Here is a 16,138-nt window from a genome sequence, read left to right on the forward strand (position 1 = left end):
TTTATTGTAGCAAAATTATTTATATATTTTTTAGATTTTATTTTCTTGCCCACACTTTTGTCTCAAAACCTGAGCCTTTGCCTATAAACAAAGGGGTAGACAGGTTTTAGGCTGATGAACTTCCGTTTTATCTTCAAAATTACTGATGATATATCTGACATTCAGCCCTTTACCTGTACTTTCAACTTTTGCATAGCATTTTTTTGGAGCATTCCATGTTCCTGCCTGATAATCAAATGATTCTGTAAACACTTGTTTCTTTATTTTTTTTGAAACACAAGAGTAAGTAACACATTTTTCAAGGAATTTTGTGCGTTTTTTTAAGACATTATTTGCAGCAATTCCAATAGTAAATTTCAAATTAAATTCTTGTGCTAAATCCACTGTCTGCACGTATAAATATCTTCATGTCAGGGTATTGTTCTCGAATTTTATTTATAATCCTTTTTAAAATTGCAACATACCACCAATTGGAATGTGCATTTCCGGGACGTAAAACCGGCAAGATGATTTCACCTGTATCCCCATCATGAAAAAAAAGTTCATTATACATTGTGTGATCATAAAATCCATTAAACATTGACAACTGTTGTTTTCCAAAAGTTTCTGCATCTGTAGCATCAGCATCAATTGTAATTTGAGTTCTGCCTTTAAGCCCGGAGACATATCTGTCAAGCCATGCTTCTGGCAGGGTGAACATTTGATGCTTATCAACTCTATTTTAAAACCTGGAAAATTGTTGGTTGAGAGCCTAATTTATTATCGAAAGTCTCATTCAGAATAGGGTCATTTTTCAGTTTATCAATATCGTTAGTATCTTCATAGTCTTGCATCAACAATAAAACCCTCTGTTTCAGTAATTTATCTATTGAGTGTTGTGTGTATGATTGATGTCTGTCATCTTTGATAAATTTGCTAAAGTAGTTGATTAGTTTGTGTTTACGCTCAAATTTATCAATAAGCAACAACCCGCCTTCTGAACTTATTTCCCTTGCGTTAAAATCTATTAAAACCGCTTTGTTTTTCTTGTAAAATACTGTACCTTTATCACTCATTATTGGGGTATAAATTTGCTTAGTTTTGTTTTTATAACAGATTTAAAATTAGCAAATTATACCCTTTTTTGCAAATTTATTATGAATAATTCGGGTTAAGCCTTATGCTAAAAAAATGGAAAATTTATGTGAAATAAGAGATGCCAGTAAAAATGAAAAAGCAAATGGATATTGGCTTTGTCAGGTTGTAGGCTCTAATATAACTGATAATGACGCAATTCCATTGTATAATGTAGCTTATTCGCAAAAAGCCAAAGATTTTAAAAGTGCTAATGCTGAAATCATTAAAGCCATTGATACAGTGAGTATTCACATCGAAAATAGAGGTATTTGGACAATTGACAGGGGGGAGATAATGTTCTGTTTTTTAGAAAATTTGTAACAGAAAATAAAAAATTTGTTATCCGAGTGAAACAGAACAGAAATGTCACACATAAAGGTAAGATGTTTAATATCAGGGATTTTGCAGATAAATTTGAGTGTAAACATAAGGCAAAAATTACGTATTTTAAAGAAGGCAAAAAAAAAGTAAAGAATATAAGCTATGGTTCTGCGGTAATAAAAATAAATGATTTAAAAGATGAAGAACTTAACTTAGTAATAATAAAGGGGTTTGGGAAAGTTCCTATGCTGCTTTTTACTAATAAAATGGCGAATAATATAGTTCCGGAATTGGTCTGGAAAATAGTAGAAATTTATTTAACCCGATGGAAATGCGAAGAGGTTTTTAGATACACAAAACAAAGCTATAACCTTGAAGATGTGAGAGTAATAAGTTATATTGGAATAAGAAATATTGTTGTTATGGTTTTGGCAATCGCATATTTTACATCAATATATGTAGGAAAAAACCTGAAATTGAAAATGATTTTTGAAAAGATTTTTTTTATGTCAAAACGGTTTTTCGGAATACCTACATTTTATAATTATGCAATGGCTGATGGAATTTATAACTATCTTTACAACAATAAATATGGCATAGAATATCTAACGAAAAAAACACCGAAACTACCAAAAAGTCAGTTGGAATTAATTTTTGAATAATTTTGAGGAAACTCAAGACTTATATTTCCATTTTTTTAATCACTTTAATATTATTAATTTAAAGCCGTGTATTTTAGCTTTCTTCAAATAATAAAACAATTACCTTTTATACGACTTATAATACCGTTTATTGTAGGTATAAGCTTACAAATCGGGATATCATATACTTTTGATTATTATCTTCTTTTTGCTGTTTTGCTTATTATTTTACTATTTATTGAATTTATAAAATATAACAACCGGAGGTATAAATTAAGATTTATTTCAGGAATTTCAATAAACTTATTATTTTTAATTACGGGAGCTTGGTTAGTTCAGGTTAATACCAATGATGTTTTTGAATATTACGAAAAGGAAATTATTGCAGAAGTATTATTATCGGAACAACCTGTTGAGAAAGAAAAATCATTCAAAACATTTGCCGAAATTAATAAATTAATTCTTAATGATTCGATTTATGGTTCCGATAAGAAAATTGTTATTTATTTTGAAAAAGACAGTTTTGCAAAAAAATTAAATTACGGAGACAAAATAATATTCAAATCAAGAATTAATGAAATAAAAACTTCAGGAAATCCTTATGAATTTGATTATAAACAATTTCTTTTCAGAAAAGGGATTGTCGGGCAAATATATTTAAGATCGGCAAACTGGAAAAGAACAGCAGAGGAACAAGCAAACAGTGTTTTTGCTTTTGCAAATAAGGCACGTAATTATTTAGCAAACATATACAGGAATAATAATATTGAGGGTAATGAATTTGCAGTTTTGCAAGCATTAACACTAGGAGATAAAAGCGAAATAGATGAAGACGTAAGGCAATCATATGTTGCATCGGGGGCAATGCACATTTTAGCTGTTTCGGGTTTGCATGTAGGAATAATCTATGTTTTGTTTAATTTCTTTTTTCGTTTTTTTGATAAACTGAAAACTAAAAATTATGCATACGGAAAAGTGTTAAAAGCCGCAATACTTATTATAATCTTATGGTCTTTTGCAATTATCTCAGGACTCTCACCTTCCGTAAGCAGAGCAGCAACAATGTTTACTTTTGTAATTATCGGCAGAGCAATGAAACGGAAAATTAACATTTACAATTCATTAGCTGCATCTGCATTTATTTTATTACTTATAAACCCTTACCAAATAACAAATGTAGGTTTTCAATTGTCATACGCTGCTGTTTTTGCAATCGTTTATTTTCAACCGAGGATTTTAAAAATATTTGTAATTAAGAATAAGGTCATCTATTATATTTGGTCATTAACTGCGGTTTCTATTGCTGCTCAAATAGGTACTATTCCTATTACTTTGTTCTATTTTCATGTTTTTCCTTGGTATTTTATGCTTACAAATATTATTGTGATACCTGTTGCCACATTAATAATTTATTTAGCAGTTGCTCTGTTGTTAACCTCTTTTATTCCTGCTGTTTCATCGTTTTTCGCATATATTCTTAACCTTTGCATTCAATTTCTGAATAACTCGGTTTCTGTTATTGAAAGTTTACCGTATTCCTTTTCAGAAAACATATCTTTTAATACATCAGACTTAATATTTTCATCTTTGTTAGTTATTCTTTTTGCCGCATTTATTAGTTACAAGCAAGTAAAAACTATTTACAACATTCTGCTTATATTGATTATTTGGCTGAGTTGCAACACATTTAGCAAGGCACACAACAATTCGAACAATAAACTTTTTGTATATAACATTAAAGATATTTCTGCAATAAATATTATAGGTGAAAAAAATTATCTTATCACAAGTAAAAATTCTTTTAATAAAAACACAATAAAATACGGACCTTTAAGCAATTGGCAGCATTTAAATAAAACTAATTATATTCCTGTTAATATCTCAGATTCCGTTTATATTTCAAATTCAATAGTAAAGTATAAAAACTTTATTCTCAGCAATTCAAAGAAAATTTTAATTATTAATAATGAAACCCAAATTCGTTTTCAAGGAAATGATAAATTTAACATAGATTATATAATTATATCCGGAAATCCGGAAATAAAAATTAAAGAAGTTCTGGAATTATTTAATACCGAAACAATTATATTTGATTCTTCAAATAAATATTATTCTGTTAAAGAATGGGAAATTGAATGTAAAAATTTAAATCAAAATTATCATTCTGTAATTGACAATGGTGCATTCTCAAAGAAGTTGCAATAAAAAAACAATTTAACTGTTAACTTAACACATTGACAAACTGCTCATTGTATCAAAATATTCTTAAACTACATATTAAACAACTTTAATAATCATTTTTTTTGTATCTTTATAAAATTAATTCCTCTTATTCCGTAACTTATGAAGCATCCTGTTATTAACTCAACATTATTTTTTTTATTCTTATTTTCAACAATAAATATAAATGCTCAAAAATCAGATATAGACAGCTTACTGCAAGTTGTTCAAAATGCAGGAGAAGATACAGTTGCCGTAAATGCTCTTCTTAGCTTAGGTGAAAACAGCAGTATTGAGCCTCAAGAACAATTGATATATCTTAATAAAGCAGTAAACCTGTCTGACAAATTGAAGTTCAAAACCGGAACTGCAAAAGCTTATTCTATTCTCGGGATATATTATACAAACCAAGGTAATTTTGATAAAGCAATCGAATATCTGGAAGAAGCCTCAGAGTTGTTTAAAGAACTTGGCATCAAAGATATGGAGGTAGCAACTCTCGGCAATACGGGTAATGTTCATTGTTATTTAGGAGATTTTGAAAAAGGATTAGAATGTTTCTTGAGTGCCTTAGATGTTATGTATGAATTAGGAAATAAAAGTTGGATTGCTACAGCAAAAAACAACATCGGCAGTGTTTATGTTTTTCTTGATGAAGACAGCCTTGCATTAGATTATTACGAAGATGCCCTATCGCTTTATAAAGAAGTTAATGACGAATCAGGAATGTCATTGGCATTAGGAAATATGGGAAATGTTTATAACGATAACAAACAACATGAGCTTGCAATAAAATATTACCTTAAAGCTGTTGAATTAGATGAAAAAACCGGAAATATTCAACAATTAGCTTTAAATTACACAAACTTAGGAACAGCATACGGTGATATTAAAGATAACAAAAATGCTATAAAATATCTTGAAAAAGCAATTTACGGTTTTAAGGAAATAGGAAATAAAAACGGTTTGTCAATAACATATTTAACCCTGTCATTTTATTTCAGAGATATCGGAGATTATTATTCAGCAAGAAAATATCTGGATTTAAGTTTCAATATTACAAAAGAAATCGGTGCCAAACATACACTTATGAGAATATATGAAGAATTGGCTTATCATGACTCAATAGACGGAAATTTCGTTTCGGCATTAGAAAACTATAAAACTTATTCAGCTTTAAAAGATACAATATATAAATCTGAAAAATCTGAACAAATTGCAGAAATGCAAACAAAATTTGACACAGAGCAAAAAGAAAAAGAAAATGAACTTCTGAAAGAAAAAAATACTAAAAATGAATTACTTAATCAAAAAAAGAACATATTAATATTTGCAGTAATCGGGGCATTAGTTCTGATGTTGATTATAGGAATTATTGTAGTAAGAACCAGCAGAACAAGAAAAAAAATAAACGAAGAACTAAAAGAAAAGAATTTTGAAATAAACCAGCAAAAAGAAGAAATTACAACTCAAAATGAAATACTGAACAATCAAAACATTAAAATTGAAAAAAGTCATAAAAAAATAACCGACAGTATAAATTATGCAAGCAGAATTCAAAAAGCAATGCTGCCGTCAGAAGAAACTATTAATCAATATCTTCCCGAAAACTTCATTTTTTTCAAACCCAGAGATATTGTAAGCGGTGACTTTTATTGGGTAAAAAAAGTGAGAAATCATTTAATAATTGTTGTTGCAGATTGCACAGGACACGGAGTTCCCGGAGCAATGGTAAGTATGCTGGGTATGTCTTTGTTAAATGATATCGTAAATAAAGAAAACGTTACAAAAGCAAGTCAAGTTTTGGAAGAATTGCGTTCCGGAATTAAAAAATCATTCAAACAAACCGGAAATATGGATGAACAAAAAGACGGAATGGATTTAGCTTTATGTGTAATTAATTCAGAAACTAATGTTATGCAATATTCCGGAGCAAATATTCCTTTATATCATTACAGGGAAAATGAATTATTAATATACAAACCAATACCGAACCCGATAGGAATAAGCTACAAAGAAACACCTTTCAATACCGTTGAAATAAATTTACAAAAAAATGATGTTTTTTATATGTTCTCCGATGGCATTGTCGATCAGTTTCACCATAAAACAAATAAAAAATTCAAATCTTCCGGCTTAAAAGAATTATTAAATAAAATCCACCAAGAAAGTCCTGAATACCAGAAAAATAAATTCGAAAATCTTTATAACGAATGGACAGGAAACTTAAATAACCAAACTGACGATATTTTGGTTATGAGTTTTAAAATAATATAAAATATTAGGAAATTCATTAAAATTTTATTCCTTTGCAAAGATATGAAACAAATTTGTTTCATAATAATTACTAATTACAAAAAGTTTTATGAGTAAAATTGTTGAAAAATACGCAGAACTGCCAAGACCTATCAGAAGACCTTTGTGGAGATTATGGCATAATTTAATCACTTCGTTTGACAAAAAGAAAACAACAGTTTTTATGAATTACGGGTATGCAAGCGATAACGGAGAATTTACAGATTTAAATCTTAAACCCGAAGATATTGCAGACAAATACAGCATCCAATTATATGATCATGTTGCCGGAAGTGAAGACCTTACAGATAAAGACGTTCTTGAAGTAGGATGCGGAAGAGGCGGAGGAGCTTCATTCTTAGCCAGATATTATAAACCAAAATCATATATCGGTTTAGACATTTCTAAAAAAACTACTCTTTTCTGCAACAACCATCATAAAGCAGATGGCTTAAAGTTTGTTAAGGGGCATGCAGAACAACTCCCTTTTGAAGATTCAAGCTTTGATGCAGTTGTTAATGTTGAATCTGCAAGAGTGTACGGAAATATTCCTAAATTTTTTCAAGAAGTTTACAGAGTTTTAAGACCCGAAGGCAAATTTCTTTTTGCAGATATGATAAAACCTAAAGATATTGATTTTATTAACAAATCGTTAGAGGAGGCAGGACTAAAACTAATTGAAAAGCAAAATATCAGAGAAAATGTTGTAAAAGCATTAATTTTAGATACTGAATACAGAAAAGAACGAATAAGAGAAGGAGCTCCTAAATTCTTACATAAATCATTTTTTCAATTTGCAGGTGTTGAAGGCTCGGAAAGATTTGATGCTTTTGATAAAAACAGAATTGATTATTGGAGTTATACCCTCACAAAATAATTTCAAAAACTACAATACAAAAAAAACAGTTCATATTTTGAGCTGTTTTTTTTGTATCAACTCTGTATATTTATTTCCTTTTAAAGCACACCCTGTACAACTTCCCGAACAAGAATGCAAATTATCAGTCTTTTTACTCGGCAACAGAAAAACAATAAAGTTATATGCAGTATATAAAATTGCGGCAATTATTATTATGTATGTTATTATTTCCTGAATCATAATAAAAACTAATTTTGAGTTATAATAAACTTCCTATTTGGTAAATTGCAAAAGAAAGCAACCAAGCTAAAGCCGTTGTGTAAACAACCAAAAAACCTGCCCATTTCCAACTTCCCGATTCTTTCCTTACTGCAGCAATAACGGCAATACACGGAAAATATATCAAAATAAAAACTAAAAACGAAATTGAAACCAAAGGAGTAAATATTTTTTCTCCTTTATGTTTTCCGGTTTGATATACTTCATTTTTTATAGCTTTTTTAAGGGCTTCCGATGCATCATCTTTATCAAACTCTGCTCCGTATAAAACTCCCATAGTGCTTACAACAATTTCTTTTGCAGCAACTCCCGTTAAAATACTCACTCCTATTTTCCAATCAAAACCCAAAGGTCTGATTGCAGGCTCAATAAATTGTCCTATTTTCCCTATATACGAGTTCTCTTGTAAAACAGTTTTTTTCTTATTTATAAGTCTTTCAATCTCTGCTTTATATATCTCTTTTTCTGTATTAAAAGCATGTTTAACATTCAAAACTTGAATTCTTTTATCAATTTTTTCAGTTACCTCATTACTTGTGGGAAAATAACCTAATGCCCAAATAATAATTGAAGCAATTAAAATAACACCTCCCATCTTTTTAAGATATTGAGAACCTTTATGCCACATATGTTTCAAAGAAATTCTCATAATAGGTTTTCTGTACGGAGGTAATTCCATAACAAAAGGAGCATCTTTCGACTTAAAAAATAACTTTTTAAAAATCTTTGCAACAACAATTGAAACTAAGATGCCCGCAGCATAAATCAAAAACAAAACAGTTCCTGCATTATCAGGAAAAACAGCACCGATAATTACTAAATATATGGGTAAACGTGCACTGCAAGACATAAAAGGGTTAATAAGCATTGTAAGTAATCTGTCATTTCTGTTCTCCAATGTTCTTGTTGACATAACAGCCGGAACATTACATCCGAAGCCCATTACCAAAGGAATAAACGATTTTCCGTGCAAACCTATTTTATGCATTAATTTATCGGTAATGAAAGCAGCTCTTGACATATAACCGGTATCTTCCATTAATGAAATAATAAAAAACAAAATTAAGATATTAGGAAGGAAAACAATTACCCCTCCTACTCCTCCGATAACTCCGTCAATAATTAAATCTTTCAGCATTCCTTCCTGCATAAATCTTTGAATAAGATTTGCAATAATTGAAACAAGTTCTTCAATCCATGCCATAGGAAATGCACCCAAAGTAAATGTTGCCTGAAACATCAACCACATAATAGCAACAAAAATAGGAATTCCTAAATGCCTATGTGTTAAAACTTTATCAATTTTGAATGTTCTGTCGTCAATTTTAACATCTCCTTTCTTATAAGTTTCTTTCAGTGCACCTCTTATAAATCCGTAACGAGCATCAATAATTAAAGTTTCTGCATCTTCTTTTAAATGGCTTTCAATTTTTTTTCTTAATTTATTTCCTGTTTCCAGAATTTCTTCTCCGTCAACAGTATTTTTTAATATCCTTTGTGTACGAGTATCATTTTCCAACAAACTCAAAGCAAGAAATCTGGGTGCAACTTTTCTCGTTAATTGCAAATTCTCCTCAGTATAAATCTTTTCTTGAAGTTGAGTAACAGCTTTTTCAAAAGGTTTTCCGTAATTAATGTGCACATGTCTTACAATAGTATCTTTATCCTCATAAACATCAATTAACTTATCAAAAAGTTTTTTTATTCCTTTTCCGCTTGAAGCAACAGTAGGAATAATCGGGACACCAATCATTGCTGCTAATTCTTTATAATTAAATTGGTCACCTCTTTTCTCTAATTCGTCAAACATATTTAATGCAATCACCAACTTAATATCCATATCAATCAGGCGAGTAGTTAAATACAAGTTACGTTCTAAATTTGAAGCATCAACAACATTTACCACAATATCAGGCATTTCATCAAAAATATGCTCTCTTACATATAACTCTTCCGGCGTATATGCAGTTAATGAATACGTTCCGGGCAAATCAGTAACATTAAATGTGTAACCTTTATATTTTTTAACCGATTTTTTTGCATCAACGGTAACACCGCTGTAATTCCCTACATGCTCTGTTGCTCCCGTTGCCTTATTAAAAAAAGTAGTTTTCCCGCAATTTGGGTTTCCGACCAAAGCAATATTAATTATTTTACTTTTTTCTTTCGCAGATTTCTTTAAGATATTATTACCTGTAGTTCCGTTATATTTTTCCGTAATAATATTTTTTGCTTCTTCTTTATTAACAACCTCAACTAACTCAGCTTCACGTCTTCGAAGAGATATGTGATAACCCATAATACTGTATTCTATGGGGTCTTTAAGGGGGGCATTTTTTATTACGGTAACTTTTTGACCTTTAATAAAGCCCATTTCGGTAATACGTTTTCGGAATGCACCTCGCCCCTTAACTTTAACTATAACAGCCTCTTCATTATTTTTTAATAAAGATAAATTCATTCCGATTATACTATTTTTTGTGTTGCAAAGTTATTTACTTATACAACTGATACAATCCCTATGTTTAGGTATTTTTTAAAAAAAATTGATTGTTACGATTAAAAAAGTATTAATTTTGTAAAAATTTGAAGAATGAAGGAAAAAGATATAAAAAAGTTGTTGCAAAATAAATTGAAAAAATCTTTTTCAAATGTAAAGATATTTGAAGAAGGTATTGATTTGGAAACTCAATTGGAGTTTGAAAAGATGACTAAACTATTTATTGAAAACAACAAAGAAAAGACGGAAGTTTTTATTTCAGAAAATGATTTATTTAATGAAAGTATTGAAACGGAATTTAAAAAAAACATTTTAATTGAATTAAGTTTCTCCGATGATGTAAAAGCATACAGATTAATAGAAAGATTTCAAAATGAATGTATTCCCGAACTAAAAAAATGGGCAGCTCTTGCACTTCAAAAAAGCAGAGCACACATAGAACATTCATTAAGTAACGAAGATAAAGTTTATATTTCTTCCGGTTTAGGCGGTTTAGGAGATAAACTCAGGTATTTTTTTGTGCTTTCGGCAAAAGACGACCTTCTGTTTAGTGATTTACATAAAAACATACTTAAAAAAGAAATTGAATTTACTATTTCAAAATATCAAGGAATAGTTGAGGATATATTATTTTATGATTATTATGTTACAATTGTATGTTTGGTTTCTTTGCATCACAGTTTAGATAAAATATTTAAAAATATTCTTGATGATTGCAATGAACTCGGAGACTTTCTTTCTGACAGAGTTATTGCAACTAATACAGAAAAGATTAATGAAGACACAATTGAAAAGATTTTAAATGAAGACCCGGAAACAATCCAATCATTTGAACAAAATGAAGAATCTGATTTTTTCGGAATAGATAATTTTGATGATGATGATGAATATTTTGACGATTTTGACGATGACGATTTTGACGATGACGACACACCCTTTTAATGATAATAATTTTTTTGTAATTTAAAAGAACAAAAATCAGAAAATATAACACTCTAATATTGCTGTTTTTTATATTGTTTTCTTGCCGAGATAACATTCGTCAAGCTGAACCTAAACTTCCTGAATTACGAAAAAACATAGGCGGTATTCCGAAACAAGTTTCATGTAACATTGCAGAAGAAACAGTATTTAAAAAGTTTGTTACAGATTTAACAACCGGAGGTTACAATATACAGAAATTAAAAGATTGGAATATCACATATAAAAATCACATTATTTCGGAAAACTATAACCTAAATGATAGTTTTATCGTACTTCCTGAAAATACAATATGGAAGGGTATAAAAAGATTAAAGACACACCATAATCGAGAAGTAACTGAAATAAAATTTGATAACACAAAAATAACTGAAATACTTGTGAAGCGTAATAAAAACAAATCTTTTATTGCAGATATTAAAATTGTACAGTTCTTATTTCAAAACGAAGAAGAGGTTCAAAAATCAACAGAAAAGTTAAAACTTATTTCATATTACACAATAAATACAGCCGGGCTAAAGAATCCGAACTGCTGGTGGATTCATAATTGTGCAATTTATTTTTGCAGAACTCGATCTGCTTCTACCTCATTTAAAACTGTTATAAAAACATTTGAGAAAAAGAACGGTAATGTAGAAATAAAGCGATGGTAAATTAATTCAAATAACAGAAATTTTACAAAAAAACAATATCATTGATTACCGTTTCTCCGGCTTCATTATTCAAACGTTCAATAATAACAGATTTCATCATCGACAATTCATATTTAACAACGGAAGAACTTATTTTTATATGAAAAACACTATTCTTTATAAAAATATATTCAGTTTGTCCGGCAACATTAACTCCCATTATCTTATCCCAACTGTTTTTTAATTGGATCTCCTTAATTTTTTGTTTTGCCCCTATTGCATGTAAATAGCGTTGAATAACGTTTTTTAAAGGTTCTGTATTATTTCTTTTCATACATTTAATTAATTAAAGTAACTTCACGTTCAATCTTCACTCCGAACTTCTCAAAAACAGAATTTTGTATCTTCTCAGAAAAATTTAAAATATCTTTTCCGCTTGCATTATTATAATTTACAATTACTAATGCCTGCTTATCATGAACACCTGTGCCGTTTTCTCGTTTCCCCTTCCAATTACATAAATCAATCAATTGTCCTGCGGCTAACTTTATCTTCTCGTCGGGAGCAGGGTAAGAAACTAATTCAGGGAATTTTTCTTTTAATTCTTTGAAATAACCGGTTTTAACAACAGGGTTTTTAAAAAAACTGCCGGCATTAGGAAACTCATCCGGATTAGGTAATTTCCTTGCTCTGATATTGATAACTGCCTGCCTTACATCAGAAATTCCGGGATTATTTATTAATTTTAATTCATCGTTAAGATTACCGTAATCAAGGTTTAATTTATGTTTTTTAGATAATTTGAAAGTTACATTCAAAATTATATACTTATTTCTTAATTCACTCTTAAAAATACTGTCCCTGTAACCGAATTTACAATTTTTATTCAGAAATACCTCTTTTTTTAATGTTTTTCGGTTTAAAACCTCAATTTCATCAATAATATCCTTAACCTCAACACCGTAAGCTCCTATATTTTGAACAGGGGAAGCTCCGACCGTTCCCGGAATAAAAGAGAGGTTTTCAACACCACCGTAATTATTTATAACGCAATACTCTACAAAGTCATCCCATATTTCACCTGCTGCTGCTTTTATAAAAACAAAATTACTGTTTTCTTGCACAACACTAATTCCCTTACTCTTAATTAAAACAATTGTTCCTTTATAATCTTCTGAAAACAGAACATTGCTGCCTCCGCCTAAAATATAATACGGCTCTTCTCTTCCTTTATCAGATTTCAAAAAACTGATTAGTTCATTTTCATTAAAACAAAAAAAGGAATAAACAGACTTAACATCAATGCCAAATGTGTTATATTCCTTTAATGACAGGAATTTCTTATAATTCATTTTAACTATTATTCTGCCGGTTCTGTATCAACTTTTACTTTTAAAACAAAGTATTTTTTGTCAACATCAGCAGGAAAAAACATATAATCCAACGGATTTTGAGTTTTCCTTGTAATATCAATTAACCCTAAACCTGCACCGCCTTTACCTGAAATTCTCCCTTCCCGTAATTGCTTTTTATACATTGACTTTAACTCTTCAGGTGTAGCTGCATTTAAATCATCTATTGTAGCTTTTAAACTTTGCTCTTGCTGTCCGTCAACCAAGTTTGCAGTAATTATATGATACGCATCATTTTTCTTACCTAACATAAACAAACCTTTGCCCATATTAATATCATGAAACATATTTTCAGAATGCTTTGTCATATTTTGCAAAATCTCAATCATTGTATGATGCAAAGTACGTTTTACTTTTCTGGATTCATTTTGTTTTTCTGTCTCATTTTCTGTTAATGCAGTAAACACTTTTGTAATCGTATGGCTGAACTTCCCGACATAAACTAAGGATATGCCATGCTCTTCAAAACTGTCATATAACAAAATCAAAGAACTTAAAAATGTTGAATCAAAATCTCTCATAATAGAATTTAGAAGTTTTTATTATTTAATCCCAAAATTAATAATAATTATGGAATTTTTAAGTCTATTTTATATCTTTGTTCAATAAATATCAAATTTTATACCATTATGAAGAATATTAAGAAAATTGCAATAATACTGTTAGGTTTTATTTTAATCTCAAATTTCTCTTTTTCACAAAAATATAAAGAAATTTCAGTTGCAGATTTATGGAAAAAATGGACTTTTTGGGCAGGCTCAGTATACGGCATCAGGTCTATGAATGACGGAACACATTATACAACAAGCACAAGAAACGGCGATATTATTAAATACAGTTATAACACAGGAGATGTTACAGATACAGTATTTAAAGCTTCTGAATTTAAAATTGTACCCGATGAATACGAATTTAATTCGAATGAATCAAAAATATTACTCCAAACAAACTATGAACGTATTTACAGAAGGTCATTTACTGCAAATTATTATGTTTATAACATTAAGACGAATAAAATTGCAGAAGTTTCAAAAAATGGAAAACAGCAAATAGCAAGTTTCTCTCCCGATGCCGAAAATATTGCCTTTATCAGAGATAACAACATATTTATAAAAAACCTTAAAACCGGTAATGAAAAACAAATCACTGCCGGCGGAAAGAAAAATGAAATAATAAACGGAATTCCTGATTGGGTTTACGAAGAAGAATTTGAATTTAACAAAGCGTATGAATGGTCGCCTGACGGAAAGAAAATCGCATACATTAAATTTAACGAATCCAATGTAAAAATGTTTGATATGACAGTTTATGCAGGTGATTTCCCTAAAATTGAGCAAAATAAGTTATATCCCGAAAACAGAACTTTCAAATATCCGAAAGCCGGAGAAGATAATTCAATTGTAAGTGTTCATATCTATAACCTTGAAACAGGAAAAACAATTCCTGTTGATATAGGCTCAGAAACTGACATTTACATTCCGAGATTAAGGTGGACAAAAGATATTAACAAGTTAGCAGTATTCAGAATGAACCGATTGCAAAATAAATTTGAATTATTATATGCCGACCCTAATACCGGAAAAACAAATACGGCATATACCGAAACAAATAAATATTACTTTGATGAAACTGATTTTGATAACTTACAATTTACCGATGACGGAAAATATTTTGTAATGACAAGTGAAAGAGACGGATACAGACATTTATATTTGCACGATATAAGCGGCAAAGAAATTATACAATTAACAAAAGGCAAATGGGATATTACCGATTTTTTGGGCTATGACTCTGCAAACAAAATGTTCTATTATCAATCAGCAGAAGAATCACCGATACACAGAGCAATATACAAAATAAATATTAAGGGGAAGAAAAAAGAAAAACTGTCAGAAAAAAAAGGAACAAATAATGCTGAATTCAGCAAAAACTTTAAATATTACATTAACTTCTTTTCTAATTCCGAAACCCCGAAATATATTACACTTCACAACTCTAAAAAAGATTTAATAAGAGTTTTAAAAGATAACAGCAGAATAAAATCATTAATAAAAGAATACGGAGGAGTAAATAAAAAGTTCTTCAAATTTAAAGCTTCCGAAAATGTTGAACTGAACGCATACATGATAACTCCTCCTGATTTCAAAGAAACCGAAAAATACCCGGTTATTATTACACAATACAGCGGACCGGGTTCACAACAAGTACTTGACCGTTGGAGCTTCGGTTGGGATAACTTACTGGCACAAAAAGGAATAATAGTACTTTGTGTTGACCCCAGAGGAACAGGAGGCAGAGGTGAAGAATTCAGAAAACAAACCTATCAACAACTCGGTAAACTTGAAACAGTTGACTTAATTGAAACTGCAAAATATTTAAAAACTTTGCCGTACATTAACAAAGAAAAAATCGGAATATGGGGTTGGAGTTACGGCGGGTTTATGACATCGCTTTGCATGACAAAAGGAGCTGATGATTTCAGTACAGGAATTGCAGTTGCACCCGTTACAAATTGGAGGTATTATGATAACATCTATACAGAACGATTTATGCGAACACCACAAGAAAACCCGACAGGTTATGATGATAATTCCCCTATTAATTTTGCCGACAAACTAAAAGGCGACTTTTTAATTGTACACGGCTCTGCCGATGATAACGTTCACCTGCAAAATACTGTCGAATTTACGGAAGCATTAGTTCAAGCCGACAAACAATTTCAACAATTTATTTACACAAACAGAAATCACAGCATATACGGAGGCAATACCCGATTCCACCTATACACAATGATGCTGAACTTTTGGGAAGAATATTTATTGAATAAAAAATAACCCCTCTTATTCTGTAAAACAAGCAATTGGTATAAGTAGGGTTTGCTG

Annotated in this window: 12 protein-coding genes and 1 pseudogene; 8 read left to right on the forward strand and 5 right to left on the reverse strand. The window is 30.0% G+C overall.

Annotated elements, in window-relative coordinates:
* Positions 1-81: 81 nt before the first annotated feature.
* Positions 82-1,055, reverse strand: a pseudogene (locus tag L3J35_06550) (IS1380 family transposase).
* 115 nt (positions 1,056-1,170) lie between these two features.
* Between L3J35_06550 and L3J35_06555 the strand changes: the two are divergent.
* The 5 genes from L3J35_06555 (at position 1,171) to L3J35_06575 (ending at position 7,470) form a co-directional block, all read left to right on the forward strand.
* Positions 1,171-1,437, forward strand: a complete 267-nt coding sequence (locus L3J35_06555; GenBank protein ID MCF6365849.1) for a hypothetical protein — start codon at positions 1,171-1,173, stop codon at positions 1,435-1,437.
* A gap of 62 nt (positions 1,438-1,499) precedes the next feature.
* The gene (locus L3J35_06560; protein ID MCF6365850.1) at positions 1,500-2,099 is read left to right on the forward strand and encodes a transposase; all 600 of its coding nucleotides are present in this window, start codon (positions 1,500-1,502) and stop codon (positions 2,097-2,099) included.
* 66 nt (positions 2,100-2,165) lie between these two features.
* A complete protein-coding gene (locus L3J35_06565; GenBank protein ID MCF6365851.1) occupies positions 2,166-4,283 on the forward strand; it encodes a competence protein ComEC family protein in 2,118 nt (705 codons plus the stop codon).
* 138 nt (positions 4,284-4,421) lie between these two features.
* On the forward strand, positions 4,422-6,575 hold the full coding sequence (locus L3J35_06570; protein MCF6365852.1) for a tetratricopeptide repeat protein: 2,154 nt from the start codon (positions 4,422-4,424) through the stop codon (positions 6,573-6,575).
* Between the two features lie 88 nt (positions 6,576-6,663).
* On the forward strand, positions 6,664-7,470 hold the full coding sequence (locus L3J35_06575; protein MCF6365853.1) for a methyltransferase domain-containing protein: 807 nt from the start codon (positions 6,664-6,666) through the stop codon (positions 7,468-7,470).
* Between the two features lie 241 nt (positions 7,471-7,711).
* Here the strand turns inward: L3J35_06575 and feoB are convergent, their stop codons facing one another.
* Positions 7,712-10,192: a ferrous iron transport protein B gene (gene feoB / locus L3J35_06580; protein ID MCF6365854.1), complete on the reverse strand. Its 2,481-nt coding sequence runs from the start codon at positions 10,190-10,192 to the stop codon at positions 7,712-7,714.
* A 132-nt stretch (positions 10,193-10,324) separates the two neighbouring features.
* Here feoB and L3J35_06585 point away from each other — a divergent pair, with 132 nt between their 5' ends.
* Complete coding sequence (locus L3J35_06585; protein ID MCF6365855.1) at positions 10,325-11,173, forward strand: hypothetical protein; 849 nt, start codon at positions 10,325-10,327, stop codon at positions 11,171-11,173.
* 59 nt (positions 11,174-11,232) lie between these two features.
* Positions 11,233-11,865 carry a hypothetical protein gene (locus tag L3J35_06590; GenBank protein MCF6365856.1) on the forward strand — a complete coding sequence of 211 codons (633 nt, stop codon included), beginning with the start codon at positions 11,233-11,235 and terminating at the stop codon, positions 11,863-11,865.
* Positions 11,866-11,887: 22 nt separating this feature from the next.
* Here the strand turns inward: L3J35_06590 and L3J35_06595 are convergent, their stop codons facing one another.
* The 3 genes from L3J35_06595 to L3J35_06605 are packed head-to-tail and all read right to left on the reverse strand — an operon-like array spanning position 11,888 to position 13,777.
* A complete protein-coding gene (locus L3J35_06595; protein ID MCF6365857.1) occupies positions 11,888-12,178 on the reverse strand; it encodes a DUF721 domain-containing protein in 291 nt (96 codons plus the stop codon).
* A gap of 4 nt (positions 12,179-12,182) precedes the next feature.
* Complete coding sequence (murB, locus tag L3J35_06600; GenBank protein ID MCF6365858.1) at positions 12,183-13,196, reverse strand: UDP-N-acetylmuramate dehydrogenase; 1,014 nt, start codon at positions 13,194-13,196, stop codon at positions 12,183-12,185.
* 8 nt (positions 13,197-13,204) lie between these two features.
* Positions 13,205-13,777 (reverse strand): SiaB family protein kinase, encoded by a 573-nt coding sequence (locus L3J35_06605; GenBank protein MCF6365859.1) that lies wholly within the window; start codon positions 13,775-13,777, stop codon positions 13,205-13,207.
* A gap of 108 nt (positions 13,778-13,885) precedes the next feature.
* On the opposite strand from L3J35_06605, the gene L3J35_06610 reads away from it, so the two are divergent.
* A complete protein-coding gene (locus L3J35_06610) occupies positions 13,886-16,090 on the forward strand; it encodes a S9 family peptidase (GenBank protein ID MCF6365860.1) in 2,205 nt (734 codons plus the stop codon).
* The last annotated feature ends 48 nt before the right edge of the window (positions 16,091-16,138 follow it).

It is taken from the genome of Bacteroidales bacterium (assembly GCA_021648725.1).
Lineage (GTDB): Bacteria > Bacteroidota > Bacteroidia > Bacteroidales > JAADGE01 > JAADGE01.

Coding starts and splice junctions, on each gene's coding strand:
- L3J35_06610 (MCF6365860.1), top strand. CDS start 13,886: ATGAAGAATATTAAGAAAATTGCAATAATACTGTTAGGTTTTATTTTA.
- L3J35_06555 (MCF6365849.1), top strand. CDS start 1,171: ATGGAAAATTTATGTGAAATAAGAGATGCCAGTAAAAATGAAAAAGCA.
- feoB (MCF6365854.1), bottom strand. CDS start 10,192: ATGAATTTATCTTTATTAAAAAATAATGAAGAGGCTGTTATAGTTAAA.
- L3J35_06605 (MCF6365859.1), bottom strand. CDS start 13,777: ATGAGAGATTTTGATTCAACATTTTTAAGTTCTTTGATTTTGTTATAT.
- L3J35_06575 (MCF6365853.1), top strand. CDS start 6,664: ATGAGTAAAATTGTTGAAAAATACGCAGAACTGCCAAGACCTATCAGA.
- L3J35_06570 (MCF6365852.1), top strand. CDS start 4,422: ATGAAGCATCCTGTTATTAACTCAACATTATTTTTTTTATTCTTATTT.
- L3J35_06595 (MCF6365857.1), bottom strand. CDS start 12,178: ATGAAAAGAAATAATACAGAACCTTTAAAAAACGTTATTCAACGCTAT.
- L3J35_06560 (MCF6365850.1), top strand. CDS start 1,500: ATGTTTAATATCAGGGATTTTGCAGATAAATTTGAGTGTAAACATAAG.
- murB (MCF6365858.1), bottom strand. CDS start 13,196: ATGAATTATAAGAAATTCCTGTCATTAAAGGAATATAACACATTTGGC.
- L3J35_06585 (MCF6365855.1), top strand. CDS start 10,325: ATGAAGGAAAAAGATATAAAAAAGTTGTTGCAAAATAAATTGAAAAAA.